Annotated in this window: 9 protein-coding genes; 5 read left to right on the top strand and 4 right to left on the bottom strand. The window is 66.5% G+C overall.

The window, feature by feature from the left end:
- The first annotated feature begins 16 nt into the window (after positions 1–16).
- Both HAV40_RS11910 and HAV40_RS11915 read left to right on the top strand, forming a co-directional pair.
- Positions 17–460, top strand: coding sequence for an RDD family protein (locus HAV40_RS11910; RefSeq protein ID WP_166381005.1), 444 nt, complete (start codon positions 17–19; stop codon positions 458–460).
- 58 nt (positions 461–518) lie between these two features.
- A complete protein-coding gene (locus tag HAV40_RS11915; RefSeq protein WP_166381006.1) occupies positions 519–1,208 on the top strand; it encodes a M23 family metallopeptidase in 690 nt (229 codons plus the stop codon).
- Positions 1,209–1,325: 117 nt separating this feature from the next.
- Here the strand turns inward: HAV40_RS11915 and HAV40_RS11920 are convergent, their stop codons facing one another.
- Entirely contained in the window at positions 1,326–2,837 is a 1,512-nt protein-coding gene (locus HAV40_RS11920) for an MFS transporter (protein ID WP_166381007.1), read from the bottom strand.
- Between the two features lie 26 nt (positions 2,838–2,863).
- On the bottom strand, positions 2,864–3,424 hold the full coding sequence (locus HAV40_RS11925) for a TetR/AcrR family transcriptional regulator (RefSeq protein WP_166381008.1): 561 nt from the start codon (positions 3,422–3,424) through the stop codon (positions 2,864–2,866).
- A gap of 302 nt (positions 3,425–3,726) precedes the next feature.
- Between HAV40_RS11925 and sigK the strand changes: the two genes are divergently transcribed.
- The 3 genes from sigK (at position 3,727) to HAV40_RS11940 (ending at position 5,843) form a co-directional block, all read left to right on the top strand.
- Positions 3,727–4,305, top strand: a complete 579-nt coding sequence (gene sigK, locus HAV40_RS11930; RefSeq protein WP_203671758.1) for an ECF RNA polymerase sigma factor SigK — start codon at positions 3,727–3,729, stop codon at positions 4,303–4,305.
- Positions 4,306–4,360: 55 nt separating this feature from the next.
- On the top strand, positions 4,361–5,098 hold the full coding sequence (locus tag HAV40_RS11935) for an anti-sigma factor (RefSeq protein ID WP_166381010.1): 738 nt from the start codon (positions 4,361–4,363) through the stop codon (positions 5,096–5,098).
- 100 nt (positions 5,099–5,198) lie between these two features.
- Positions 5,199–5,843 (top strand): fasciclin domain-containing protein, encoded by a 645-nt coding sequence (locus HAV40_RS11940; RefSeq protein WP_166381011.1) that lies wholly within the window; start codon positions 5,199–5,201, stop codon positions 5,841–5,843.
- A gap of 849 nt (positions 5,844–6,692) precedes the next feature.
- On the opposite strand, the gene HAV40_RS39190 is transcribed toward HAV40_RS11940, so the two are convergent.
- A complete protein-coding gene (locus HAV40_RS39190) occupies positions 6,693–6,974 on the bottom strand; it encodes a MafI family immunity protein (protein WP_166381012.1) in 282 nt (93 codons plus the stop codon).
- Between the two features lie 22 nt (positions 6,975–6,996).
- A complete protein-coding gene (locus HAV40_RS11950; RefSeq protein ID WP_166381013.1) occupies positions 6,997–13,869 on the bottom strand; it encodes an RHS repeat-associated core domain-containing protein in 6,873 nt (2,290 codons plus the stop codon).
- Between the last annotated feature and the right edge of the window lie 600 nt (positions 13,870–14,469).

Consider the following 14,469-nt stretch of genomic DNA (forward strand, 5'->3'; position numbering starts at 1 on the left):
CCCACCGTACGCAGGCATGGTCTCCCGACTGTCGGGCCTGGCCATCGACGCGGGCCTGCTCGCCATCGCGTCGTCGCTGGCCGTGTCCGGTGTGCCCGCCGTCTGGTCCGCGCTGGCCGGTGAACCGCCCGGCTGGCTCAAGGCGGCCTCCGCGGTGGTCGCCGCGGCGCTGCCGGTCGTCTACTTCACCGGCTGCTGGTGGATGACCGGACAGACCCTGGGCTCGCTGCTGTTCGGCACCGTCGTACGCCGCACCGACGGCCGCCACGTCGGCCTGTGCCGCGCCCTGCTACGCGCCCTCGTCGGCCTGGCCATCCCCGTCCTCTGGCTGGTCGGCCTGCTCGGCGTGCTCACCGACGACCGCCGCCGCGCCTGGCACGACCGCCTCTTCGGCACCGTGGTCCGCTACGTCGACCGCCCACCCGAACAGGGCAGGGCACTGTCCTATCGCCGTAGGTAGCCTGCCGATCCTCACCGTCCGTCGCCGGGCGCGCCGCACGCGGGAGTAGGGTCGGCGGGTGCGTTCCCCCCTTGCAGCCGCCGGGCTGACGGCCGCCCTGGCGCTGGCCGCCTGCTCCGGACCGGCCCCTGAGCCTGCCTTCGTGCCCGCGAAGGCGACCTCTGCCCCGGCCGCGACACCGACCCCGGCGGCCACGCCCTCGCCCGCCGCGTCGCCGTCCGCCGCCGCCCTGCGCCACGTGTTCCCGGTGCTCGGCAAGAGCTCGTACGGGCGCACCCACCACGACTACCAGGCCACCGACATCATGGCCCCGTGCGGGGCGACGGTCGTCGCGGCCATCGACGGGGTCGTGCTGGAGACCTCGACGGTGGACCTCTACGACCCGAAGACCGACGACGGCGCGCTGCGCGGCGGCAAGTCCGTGTCGCTGCTCGGCGACGACGGCGCGCGTTACTACGGCTCGCACTTCTCCGCGATCGACGCGAAGATCAAGGCGGGGGTACGCGTCAAGGCCGGCCAGCCGCTCGGCAAGGTCGGCCGCACCGGCCTAGCCAGCGCCTGCCACCTGCACTTCGGCATCTCCCCGGAGTGCACCCGCACCGGCGACTGGTGGATCCGCCGCGGCGTGATCTGGCCCTGGCGCTACCTCGACGCGTGGCGCAAGAACACCCCCAAGTCCCCCGTCCCCGAACTCCAGACCTGGCAAAACAAGAACGGCTGCTCCACCAACCCCCCCAAGGGCGCCTGACGCGGCCGGCCTCGCCCACCCCGCCCCCGTACACAGACGCTGGCCTATCTCATCGAAAATTCGTGGCTCGAATTCGATGAGATAGGCCAGCGTCTATTAAAAGCGGGGTCGTCGGGGTCAGCCGACGTGGACCGCGCCCTCCGTCGGGAGGTCGGACTTGCGGACCTTGATCAGGATCGCGATCACGATCGCCGACACGGTCAGCAGCGCGCCGCCCCAGGCGAACGCCACGGTGAACCCGTGCACCGCCGCCTCGGCCTGGACCAGGCCCGCGAGCTGCGGGTCCATGCCGGGCTTGAGGTTCTCGGCCGCGTAGTCGGTGGTGGCGTTGAGCGCGAACGTGCTCAGCAGCGCCGCGCCCAGCGAGCCGCCCACCTGCTGGGTGGCGTTCAAAGTCGCGCTGGCCGCACCGGCGTCGTGCTGCGGCACGCCGACCAGCGCGAGGCTGGACAGCGGCACGAACGTGAAGCCGAGGCCCAGACCCAGCACCAGCGCGCCGGGCAGCACGTGGCTGGCGTAGCCGGTGGTCACGCCGATCTGGGTGAGGAAGAACATCGCGCCCGCGGCGAGCACCGCACCGGCGATCATCAGCGGCTTCGCGCCGAGCTTGGGCAGCAGCTGGCTGGCGACGCCGGCGGAAATGAACACGCCCGCCGAGATCGGCAGCGAGGCCAGGCCGGCCTCGATCGGGGTGTAGCCGAGCACGCCCTGGAAGTAGAAGGTCAGGAAGAAGAACGCGCCCATCAGGCCGGCCCCGGTCAGGGTGCTGGACACGTACGCGCCACCGCGGTTGCGGTCGAGCAGGATGCGCAGCGGCAGCAGCGGGTTCTTCGAGAACTTCTGGATGATCACGAACACGGCCAGCAGCACGACACCGCCGCCCATGTAGGCCAGCGCCTCCGGGGAGTCCCAGCCGTGCTCCGGCTCGGCGGCCTTGGTCAGGCCGTACACCAGGGCGACCAGGCCCAGGGTGACCGCGATCGCGCCGGGGATGTCGTAGCGGGTGTTGCCCTCGGCCTTGCTCTCCGGCACGAACGGAACCGCCAGCACGATGGCGATGACCGCGATCGGGATGTTGACCAGCAGGCACCAGCGCCAGTCGGCGTACTCGGTGAGCACGCCGCCCAGCAGCAGGCCGACCGCCGCGCCGCCACCGGCGATCGCGCCGTACACGGCGAACGCCTTGGCGCGCTCCTTGGCGTCGGTGAACAGCACCGTCAGCAGGGCCAGACCGGCCGGGGCGAGCAGCGCGCCGAAGGCGCCCTGCAGGCCGCGGGCGGCGAACAGGCTCAGGCCGTCCCAGGCCAGACCGCCCAGGGCGGACGCGGCCGCGAAACCGATCGCACCGGCGATGAAGGTGCGCTTGCGGCCCCAGTAGTCGGCGATGCGGCCGCCGAGCAGCAGCAGACCGCCGAAGGTCAGCGTGTACGCCGTCAGCACCCACTGGCGCTCGGCGTTGGTGATGCCGAGGTCGACCTGCATCTTGGGCAGGGCGATGTTCACGATGGTCGCGTCGAGGACCACCATCAGCTGCGCGATGGCGATGATCGTCAGGGCGAGCCAGCGCCGGGGGTTCGGTGCCGCGGCGGAGGGTTCCGCCGCTTCGGGGCGGGAGACCGTGGTGGTCATCGTCGTGCCTTTCGCAGGAGGGTGTTTCAGCGGGCCAGGACGGGGAGTAGTACCTCGTCGCAGACCCGGGCCAGATACTCGCCGTCGAGCGGCCGGCCGTGTCCGAGGTGCCTGGCCATCAGCAGTGCCGTGACCAGGTCGGGAAAGAGGCTGTCGTAGGGTTGCGGCTTGATCTCGCCGCGCTGCACGGCACGTTCCAGCAGCGTCGCGGTGTGCCGGTGGATCTCCGGGTACACCTGGCCGCGGACGATGCCGGCGAGTTCGGGGTTGGACTGCATCTCGAAGGACAGCGCGTGGATCAGCGGGCCCTCCTCCACGACGCAGCGCGACGCGACGCCCAGCAGCTCGAACAGGTCCCCGCGCAGGGTCCCGGTGTCGGCGGGCGCGACGTCGGCGGCCTGCTGCTGGCGCAGCACCTGGGCGACGAGTTCGGGCTTGCCCGGCCAGTGGCGGTACAGCGTCGCCTTGCTCATGTGCGCGCGCGACGCGATCGCGTCCATGGTCATCTTGTCGTAGCCGACCTCGCGCAGCAGCTCGACCACGGCAGCGCACAGGGGCGCTCCGGCGGGCACGCGGGCATGGCTCATGACAGGCTCCGGGGGGACGGGGAGATGCGGAACGGTACGGTTCCGTTTCCTGACCATACGCAGTTGCCCTGGTCAGACGCGCTCCCCTGAGAGGTGGATCACCTGATGGATGACGGTCTGTCCGCGTAGCCGTGGCGCGGGCGGCCACGGCGGGCGATGATCGCAGTAGCGGCACATCGGACCCATCCGTGGCGGGCTCGGCACCGAATCACCGGTGATACGCAAGTGATGGGTGAACAGATCCATGCCGGAAGGGCGGAACTGTGAACGGTGACGAACAGCCGTACCAACGGCCCGATCGGCTGGCGAGCGTGCCCGATCTGGCCCCGCCCGCCGACGCCGAGAGCCTGCTGCGGGCCGTGGCCCGCGGCGACGAGGCTGCCTTCACCAGGCTCTACGAGCTGGTCGCGCCGCGCGTCTACGGCCTGGCCCGGCGCGTGGTGCGCGACCCGGCGCAGGCCGAGGAGGTGGCGCAGGAGGCGCTGGTCGAGGTGTGGCGTACGGCCAGCCGCTTCGACCCGGCCCGGGGCTCGGCCACGGCCTGGGTCTTCACCATCACCCACCGCCGCGCGGTCGACCGGGTGCGCTCGGAGCAGGCGGCGCTGGACCGGGTCCAGCGCATGGCCCCGGAGCCGACCCAGACCCCCGCCGACGAGGTCGTCGAGCAGGCCACCGCGCGGGTGCAGCGCCAGCAGGTGCGCCGGTGCATCAAGACGCTGACCGACCTGCAGCGCGAGGCGATCACCCTGGCCTACTACGGCGGCTACACCTATCAGCAGGTCGCCCAGCTGCTGGGCGCCGGGCTGCCGACCGTGAAGACCCGCATGCGCGACGGCCTCATCCGGCTGCGCGACTGCCTCGGCGTGGAGGTGTCGGCATGAGCGAGCGAATCATCGGCCGGGCGGGTGCCCGCGACGGACAGGGCAAGGTGCCGGCATGAGCGAGATCCACTCCCTGGCCGGCCCGTATGTGCTGCACGCGCTGGACGAGTCCGAGCGTGAGACGTTCATCCAGCACCTGCGCGGGTGCCAGACGTGCGCGGACGAGGTGGCCGAGCTGAACGAGACCGTCGCGCGGCTGGCCGACGACGCCTGGTCGGTGCCCCCGCCCGCGCTGCGCGGCAACGTGCTGGCCGCGGTGCGGAGCACCCGGCAGATCCCACCGGCCCGGCCGGTGCGCTCACGCCGCGAGCCGACCCGCTGGTGGCGGCACCCGGCCGCGCTGACCGTGGCCGCGTGCCTGCTCGTCGCGGCACTGGTCGGCGGGGCGACGTGGGCGGTGCAGGAGCAGCGGCTGCGCGACGAGCGCGCCACCGCGCAGGCGGCGCAACAGGAACTGGCCCGCACGCAGGCGGTGCTGACCGCGCAGGACGCGACGGTACGCACCGCGAACGTGGCCGGTGGCGGCAAGGTCACCGTGGTGGCCTCGCCCAGCCAGGACGCGGCGGTGATCCTGCTGGCCTCACACTCGCCGGGCGAGCAGAAGGCGTACCAGTTCTGGCTGATCGAGGACTCGACCCCGCACTCGGCAGGCGTGCTCGCCGCCGGACAGGCCACCGCCACGCGGCTGGTCACCGGTGTCAGCGCCGCCGACGCGATGGGCCTGACCGTCGAACCGGCGGGTGGATCCACCACTCCCACACTGCCCATCATCGCCGAGATCCCCATGAAATAGAAAAAAACCGACAAAAATCGTGCCAATCGCTCCAAAGCATGACTGATTCGGTGTCGAATCACCGGTGGAGGTCTTCACCGGAGGAAAGGAACCACCAGTCATGCACGCACGAAGGAAGCTCACCGCGCTCGCGGCCGTCGCCGCGTTCTCGCTCGCCCTGGCGCTCAGCGCCTGCGGCGGCGAGACCACGGCGGCGACCACGCAGCCGACCGGCCTGCCCACCACGGTCCCGACGGCCCTGCCGTCCATGCCCGCGGGCGCCACCGGCGGCGAGTTCGGACCTGCCTGCGCCAGCATCCCCACCGACCCGGCCAACCCCGGCAGCCTGGAGATGATGGCCCAGCAGCCCGTGGCGACCGCCGCGGCGGGCAACCCGCAGCTGTCAACCCTGGTCGCCGCGATCCAGGCCGGCGGCCTGGCCGACACGCTCAACAGCGCCGAAGCCGTCACCGTCTTCGCACCCACCAACGAGGCGTTCGCCAAGATCCCCAAGGCCGACCTGGACAAGGTGCTGGCCGACAAGGAACTGCTCAAGAAGATCCTGACCTACCACGTCGTATCCGGAAAGACCGCGCCCGACGCGCTCGCCGGCACCCACAAGACGCTCGAAGGCCAGGACCTCACGGTGACCGGCAGCGGCACCGAGTTCAAGGTCAACGACACGGCGATGGTCGTCTGCGGCAACATCCAGACCCGCAACGGCGTCGTCTACCTCGTCGACAGCGTGCTCATGCCGCCGGCCTGACCGGCGGCAGGAAGGGCGCCACCGCCGCGGACAAGGCATCGCTTTCCGCGCGGAAGGCGCCCTTCCTGATTCTCTGAAAGGACATCGCGCGAGGTCTCATTGTCCCGCACTGAGCAAGCTGCTGTCTGGCCACGAGCGTCGCCGCGGCGAGTTTGGTCCGTCGCCCGGGCGGCCAGAGCGTTCGCCAAGGTGGCCATCGGTAAACCGCCGTCGACGCCAACCAAAACGTCGATCAGGATTGCGTGGCCTCGACCTTAAAGGGCCTACAACGCCCACGCGACCTCGTTGCAAGGTCGTCGCTCCAGCAGGCCCAAGGCGGCCACCGCTTAAGGCCCACCCGCACTGCTCACCGAAGCCACCCCGGCCGGAATGCTGGCCCAGCTAATTCCTGAAGGCCGTCACCGCTCCCCTCGCCTCTTCTCCCAACCGACCACATCCCGCCGGGCCGAGCCCGGAAGCAGCCGAAGGAACCTCTTATACTTCACCGCGGCGCGGACCCTAACCTGCCGTAGTCGACGTGTATGACGTATTCGAATGGGGCCGCAAGGTCTGCTGAAACCCGAAACCCTGCCTCGAATCGACGCCCGAGCGATGGCTAGCGCAGGTACAGCCGCCGCTCGGCGACGCGCGCATGGGGACTTGTGTGCGGTGAGGATAGATGATAGATGGCGTGATAGCACCGCCTGCAACAGTGCACGCGGGTTCGCAGCACCGAGGCTCGAAAACCGGTTCGGACTGTCGTCTCGCAAGCGCAGGCAGCGCTCCCCTACACAGGAATGGTGAACATCGCCAAGCTTCGCGAAAATGTCGGTCGGCGGACCTAATTGAGGCCCGCCGACCGCACATCATTTATCCTTCGATCAGCTCATCGAGTTTACGGATTGATTCCGGAGTCCCCAGTTCATCAGCCGCAAACACGAGGCGCTTATAGTAACTCGAAGTAATTGATAGAGCATCCTCGTATAGCCATGAGCACATCGTATAGAACGCTAGCTCCTCTTCGCCCACGCTCATCAAATGGCGAACGTCTTCGATGACTTCTTCCCTAGTTAGCGGCGAGTCTTCAAGAAGTGCCGTAATGAGAGACCGCAGATAGACGTACCGTTCCAATTGGCCTACCTTCTTCCTCATTCAGCGGAGCAGAGCGCTCAGCTCATAATCTCGGGAAAGCAGTGAGAAGTTTTCCTGTCAGTGGTACGAACCGAACTTCGATGTCAACTCCTCGTATCTGTCCGAGAATTACTTGAACGGCAGGATCACCCGCCCTTGTTTTCAGAGTTTTGTCAGCATACTTGGCAGAGCCCGTTTTCCAGCTACGAACACTCTTCGGATCCGTGAGCACGTCCGCCACGGCGTCCAGGATGTCGTCGTCGCTCCACGACTGAGGAAAGGACGTCTTTCCCGGCATCCCAGGATGGGCGTGACCATCGAGGATATGCTGGGCATCCCCACCGAGAAGTTGTCGCCCAACGCCGCAGTTGTGAACGAGAACCGGAGTGGCCCCCGCCATGACATAGTACGTATGTATATCGGTGACCGTGAGGTTGTGGACTTCGGCACGAGCACCATACGTCGCCACTGCAGCGATGCGAACGAGCGATCCGTCAGGCGCGAGCAAATCATCGCCAGACTTCAGCCCGAGGCTGTTCACCCACTCGTCACGCCCAGGGAGCCACCAGAGATGGTTGTCTGTTGAGCCGATGGTGGCGGTCGCATCGCCGGCATCGCCATCGGTGTCGACGAGGACGTCGACAAGAACCTTCTCACCGTCGCTCGTGCGCTTTGTAGCTACCGCCTTGATGGCGGACTCGCCAGTTTCAGGGTCGGTGGCTAGCACCTCGTCGCCAGCGCGCACTTTTTCGATCGGCTTAGTAGCGCCGTCGGCCATTAAGACAAGCGTCCCGGGGAGGAAGCTTTTAGCGGCGCAGGTTTCGTCGACTTCTTTTGCCTTGTTCTTAAGCTTCTCGGACGCCTTTCTTGCGGCCGCCTGAGCTCTTTCCTTCGCTTGCTTGGCTGCGGCCTCGGCTGCAATCCGCGCGTTACGAGCGGCTAGGGCTGCCGCTTCGGCTGCTTCTTTAGCTGCCTTTCGAGCGAGTTGGGTGAATTCTTCGACCTGGGCGATGATGCGTTTTGCCCAGCGGAGTTTCTCCCAGAAGACCTGGACTGCCGACCATGCGCGTTCGATGGCTTTGACGATCTTGGGGAGTTTAAAGAGTTTGGCCCAGGGGATGACATTGGCGACGATGGATACGCAGGCGACGATGTCGCCCTTGCCGAAGCAGTCCTTGATGTCGTTGATGCCGAGCAGTTCCATGAGGATGTCGCCGCCGGCCTGAAGGATGATGTCGAGCAGTGACATCTTCTGCAGTTTGCGGGCTTCGTCTAGCATGGCCTGCAGGTCGGGCGGGAGGGTGATCTCCCCGTCACCGGTCTCGGTTCCCTGGCCGTCGCCGTCGTTGGGCGGCGATCCCGGGTCGTCCGGGATGTGCTTGAGCCCGGAGGGGTCAGAGAAGGTGGTGGGGTTGTTGTTGGAGTAGGCGTAGCCGTTCATCTGCTGGGAGTCGCCCTGATCGACGATCGGGTCGACGGAGATGAACCGGCCGGTGTCGGGGTCGTACTCCCGAGCACTGAGGTGCGTCAGTCCTGTGCCGTCCTTCGCCCCGCCAAGAAATCCTTTGTCTCCTGTCCAGGCGGACGAAACGCCACGTTCTTCACCAAAGGGGGTAGAACGGCGGCGTGCGACTGAAGCCGTATTGGTTGCGTCAACGAGCAGACTGCTAGTTCCTTGGTTGTTGGCGCACATCCATTGCAGGCTATTACCCGTCCGTACCGCGACTACTTGCCCTGCGAAGCTGTAGTACCGAGTGGCGTTCTTGGCCGTGCCGGTGAGCTTCAGTTCCGTGTCGGGTAGATAGAGGGTGGTGACGCCGTTCTCCTTGCGCAGCAGCCGGTTGCCGCTGGCGTCGTAGATGAACTCGGTGGTGTTTCCGCCTTCGACGACCTTCTCAAGTCGTCCTTCGACGTTCCAGTGAAGTTCCTGGTTACCGGTCGGCGTCGGCCGACTTTCGACATTGCCAGCGGCATCGTGCTCCCAGTCGAAGGTGTGGATGCCGGCGCTGTCGGTGATCTTCGTTTGGAGGAGCTTGTGCGGGCTGCCCTGACCGGGTAGCGGGTAGGTGTAGTCGGTGGTGATGTCGCCGGTCGGGGTGTCGTGCTCGACCTGCTGGCTGCGGTTGCCGTAGTTGTCGTACTCCCAGTTGGTCCAGTACTTGGCGGGTCCGCCCAAGGCTCCGTTGGAGACGGCTGCGGTGCAGTCTCCGCTGGTGGGGGTCCAGGCCTGCTTCAGCCGGCGGAGTCCGTCGTAGTTGAAGCACTGAGTGTCGGCGGTCTGGCCGGAGCCGGTGTCGACGGTCTTGGCGAGGTTGCCGGTGGCGTCCCAGGTGTAGACGGTCTTGGTGACGTTGCCGATGAGTCCGTCGCGGGTGACGGAGGTGTTGTCCAGGCGGCGGGTGCCTTCCTGGTAGACGAAGTTGAGGTTCACCCGGTTCGGATTGACTCCGAGAGTGAGCTTTGTAACCTCACCAAACGGGCTATACTGGGCAGTGTTGACATACGTGCCCAGACCTGAGGCCAAGGTCAGCGGCAGGCCCTCAGCCGTGTAGCCATGCGCAAGGACTTCTTCACCCAGATCACCGACCTGCGGCAGGGTTGTCGTCGCGATCGAGCCGTCCGTATTAAAAGTCGCCTTGTACTTGTATGTACCGGCCAGCAGACCTTCGACTGCAGGGATCGTGACGGCAGTTTCCAGCGGCCGGAAGTATTCGTCGACATCCAGGACTTCGGTCTTATAGGCCGCACCATTGACGAACCTGGTGGCGGAGGCGAGCAGGCCGGCACCGAGGGTGTCGTACTCCATTTCCGTCAGTTTGGTGCCAGTGTCGGCGTTGTCCTTGCGGGTCCGAATGATGCGGCCGAGCACGTCATACTCAAAGAAGATCTTCTTGTTGTTGGACTCGGTCGACAGCAAGTCACTCGACGAGTTGTAGTTCAGTTTGGTCGTGCCCTTGTCAGGATCGCTCTGCTCATACATCCGACCACGGAGATCGTACTTGTACGTCCAGGCGTTGTTGCTGGAGTCCTTGACCGCGGTCATCTGACTGCGCTTGTTGAACTCGTAGGTGGTCTTGACCGCAGGGCCGGTGTGGCTGGCGGTTGTGTATTCGTAGAACTCCTTCGCGCGGCCTTGAGCGTCAAATTTGACACGGGTTGGGGACTGGCCAGCCGCGGGTAGAGTGACGATTTCGTCGCCGTCGTAGAGCGCGCGGGTGCGCCATTGTTCGACGCGTGCGCCGCCGCCTGGAGGGCTGGCCATAAACACTTCTGCAGTGCGGCGACCAGCGCCGTCGTACTCGGTCTTAACCCCCGAAGATCCGGCGGAAGGGTGGTAGTCCACGGTCGGGGACGCAGTGTTGTAGAACGGGTTGTCCTGTCCAACGACCTGGCCGCGGGAGTTGTAGTAGGTGTTAACGATGGTGCGTCCGCCACCTGGGGCCGCTACCTGGGTCTGCACCGGCCGCATCAGCCCGTCAAACAGTTCGACGCTGACGTTGTAACCGCCGTTGGGGCGGATACCACGGGTGGTGACGGCGTTGATCTGGTTGGCGGTGCCCGACTTGCGGACCGTGTAGTCGTATTCGGAGCTGGGCAGGTCGACGCCCTTGGTCCGGCCCGGCAGCCACGCCTGCTTCATCCGGCCTAGGCCGTCGTAGACCATGTCGGTGCGCAGCCCGTTTGCGTCGATCTGTGCGGTGGGCTGGCCGTTGCCGACCTCGAACTCGGTGCGGGTCTTGTGTCGCAGCGGGTTGTAGTTCTCCACGGCGGTGACTGGTCCGCCGGTGGTGGGGGTGTAGACGGTCTCCGACATCTTGCCGGCTTCGTCCCAGGTCTTCAGACCCCGGCCGTAGGCGTCGACCTCGCTCTTGGTGACCGTGACATAAGAGCGTCCGGTCGGCGACCACGTGTCGATCGCCTCGACGGAGGTGACCATGCCCTTGATCGGGACCTGGTTCGGCGTCCAGACGGTGGCACCGTCATACAGGGTCCGCTGGTCGGAGATCAGCAGTTCCTGGTTGGCGATCTCGGTGACCGGAACGCCCGTGGTCGGATTGAGGACGGGGATGTTCGCACATGCCAGGGCGTACTTCTCGACGCGGGACGTGAGTCCCTGGATGTTCTTGGTGGGGTTGGGTGCGTAGGTGAGGCGGGTGCACTCCTCGTCGCCGGGAGTGTTCTTGTCACCCTGGTCCTCCATCATGACGACCTGGCCGTCGGCGTTGAACGTCTTGACGACCTGGTTGTCGCGCTCACCGCCCTTGATCACCGAGCGGACCAGGGTGTTGTTCATCCCGGACCGGGTGGCTTTGACCGTCGCCCACGGGTGGGTCGACGTCGCGGTCGCAGCCGACACCCAGCCGTCGGAGATCGACCGGTTCAGGACCGTCTTGGTGGCCAGGTCGGAGTCGTAGGAGATCCGCTCGCGGGGCTGTCCGGCGAGTTCGTCGAGGTCGCGGACGACCCCGCCGAGACCGTCGGTGATGTCGGTCTCCGACTGGGGCCGGTAGGACGTGGCGTTGGTGGGGTGGTTGCGGTCGCCGTCCATGCCCCGGTAGAACCGGGTCACTTCCAGGGTCCGGCCCTCGGCCGCGATGCCGGAGCGGGTCTGGACCTCGCCGTAGCCGCGCCACTGCGACCACGTCTTCTGCTCCGGGATCGTCAGGCCGTCGTCCTCGGCGTAACGCCAGGCGGCGTTGCCGACATAGTCGTAGCTGGTGGTGGTGGACGTGCCGATGCCGTGGCCGTCCTGCTCGTCGATCTGGGCGATCACATACTTGTGGAACCAGTACAGGCCGATCGAGCCACCCGGCGGGGTCCACCACACCGGCATACACCGCTTGGTGTTGGTCTGCGGACTGGCCGGTAGCGTCGTGATCGTGCAGTCCAGCGGCTTGTAGGTGATCACCACCGCGCCACCGGACTCGTTCTTGATGTTGTTCATCCGCCACTTACGGACCTGATTGTTCGAACCCGACGTCACCCGGTTCGCCATGTGAGTTCCGTCGAATACCACCGGCGGCATCACCGCGTCCGTCGTTCCGAGGTGCCCGGTCTGCTGGATCTGGTTCAACCACAACACCGGTGTACCGATATTGTCACCCGTGATCGGGAAGCTGTGGGTCAGCGTCCACGAGTCCACGTCGTCATACGCCCCGGCGCGGATGACCTGCGTGGTCACCTTCGACAGGCGCTTGGACGACCAGAACGTCGGCGCGTAGTCGTCACACGCCCCGACCAGGCACTCCTGATCCCACGGCACATCGCGGTAGTCGGCCGGCTTCACACACGACGAACCCGGCACACACCGCTCGACATTGGTGAACTTCACCCGCGACGGAGCCGCCGTAGCCGTCCACGTCTGACCCGCCCGCAGCCCGTACTCGATCCGGTCGACCGTCCCACCACGGGTATACGACCGCGGACCACCCACGGTGATGTTGTGGTACCGGTTGGTCTCCGGATTGTAGAAGTACGCCAGGGCGTTGCCGTGCACATCCACGACATAGTCCAGGTTCCACCGCCACGCCTGGTCACACACCGACGTCGACGGATGCGTCAAAAAGCACGGCTCACCGGTGTTGTTACCGACCACCGGCACCGTCCACGCCGAATTGCTGTCCGGCGCACCGGCCATCCCGGTCACACCCGCGTTCGCCGGCAGGGCCGACAGCTTGTGCACGCCGAAGAAGTACTGCGTACCGTCGGTCGTGGTGACCTTCCAGTACTCACCCTCGGTCGTGCCGTCACGGTTCTTGTCACCGTTGTTCGCACCGAGCAGCCGCTCGATCTTCGAACCGTCGTCGTTACGGAACTTCCACACCCCAGTGGTGTCGTCCTTGACCAGCTCACTGGCCCGGCCGTTCAGCGAGATCGTCGCGTTGTCGCTCAGCCAGCACTGGTCATAGGTCGCCCAGCCATCCGACTGGCAGTCCTTGTACTTACGCTCGACATAACCCGGCCAGTAGTCGAAGCCCTCACCGATCGCCGAGGGCTGCGAGTTCGCAGAACTGGTCCGGCCGTCCACCGCACCGGCCGAGTACCCGAACGAGATCGACGGCGACGGCCCGCCCAGCGACGGCGGCACCCGCAACCCGTACGACCACGAGAAGTCACCGGTGTTGCTACCCGACTGCCACGTCGCCGACGCCGACAACGGCGAACTGGAGTAGCTACCGCCCTCACCGTCCGCACCGGCAGCAAGCGCCACCAGCGAACCACCCGACGCGACCAGCGAACCGCCCGCGGCCTGCGCACGATCGACCGAACCGACCGTCACACCGGTCACCGCCACATCAGCGGTCACGTTGCCCGCGGCGGTGTCGTTGACACCCGGTAGGGGCTTGCCCTGGCACTCGGCCCGCTCAGGCGTGGTCAGCGCACAGGCGGGCAGCGACACCAGCCGCAGCCGGGTCGCCCAGTCCGCACCGTAGGCCTCGCGGAAGCCCCGGTAGTCGACCTGCACCGACACCCGCGACGCACCCACACCACCGTCACCACGGCCCAGACGGAACACCAGGCCATCACGCGCCGACACAGGCAACGACGCCTTGTCCAGCAGCGACACCGACACACTGCCCGGCACACCAGCCGAAGCGGCGGCACCGGCCAAGCCCTTCGACACCGCAGCACTCGGGCCACCCACAGTGACCGGCAAGGCCCCAGCCTTGACCCGGCCACCAGCCGCACCCGACGCACCAGCCGCCCGCCCAGCAGACGGCAACACCACCGTCGCCGAACCCGGCGCGGGCCAGGACACCTGCGGGCGGCCCTTCACCGCCAGCTTCTCGGCGTTGGTCGGACCAGCGGCCACGGACTTCGGCGTCCAGCTGGCCGGGACCGACTTCTCCACCTGAGGGATGTCGTCGGGGTTGGGCGCCGCCGCTGCGGGCAACGCCACAGCCAGCGACGACATCATCAAAAACGGTACGGCGAAAGCCAACCGCGCCAAACGCGGTCTAGGCCTCGGCCGCGCTAACAAATGTTGCACAGCTCCTCCGAGGAGTGGTGGGGAACCGATCACATGGGATACAGGGGCAGCACGGCACCGTTGTCCGGTGCCGTGCGCAAGGCAGTGATGTCAGAATTGTGGCGAGTCAACGGATCGCCGAGGCTCGCCCTATCGAGGCGCCCCCGGTCCTGTCTCGCTCCGGAATGGCCGGACGGCGTCATCGCCGTGCCGGAATGCGTAAGCAGTCACCCGATTTCGGGCAGAATCCGCCGCCACCACTCGTTTCATGACCTACCGTCCCCCGTGAACCATGGTCGTTGGCGATGACCGTAGGGCCGTCCGGCAGACCCGTCAAGACTTTCGTACGACGCGGTATCGCCCTTGCACAACCTGCAATCCGTGCGACGCAGTGCTGCTGATTCGGCTGATCACACAGATGATGGCGCATACAAGCATCTCGATCACATCGACAAAAAGCCATGTCTTGGAAGGTTGCAGTGGGAATCCACTCACGGCCCTGCCCCGCCGTAGACATTTCCGCCCTCCGGCCCTAGCCTCCTGCCA

The sequence above is a fragment of the Catellatospora methionotrophica genome, from assembly GCF_011297335.1.
Classification (GTDB): Bacteria; Actinomycetota; Actinomycetes; order Mycobacteriales; family Micromonosporaceae; genus Catellatospora; species Catellatospora methionotrophica.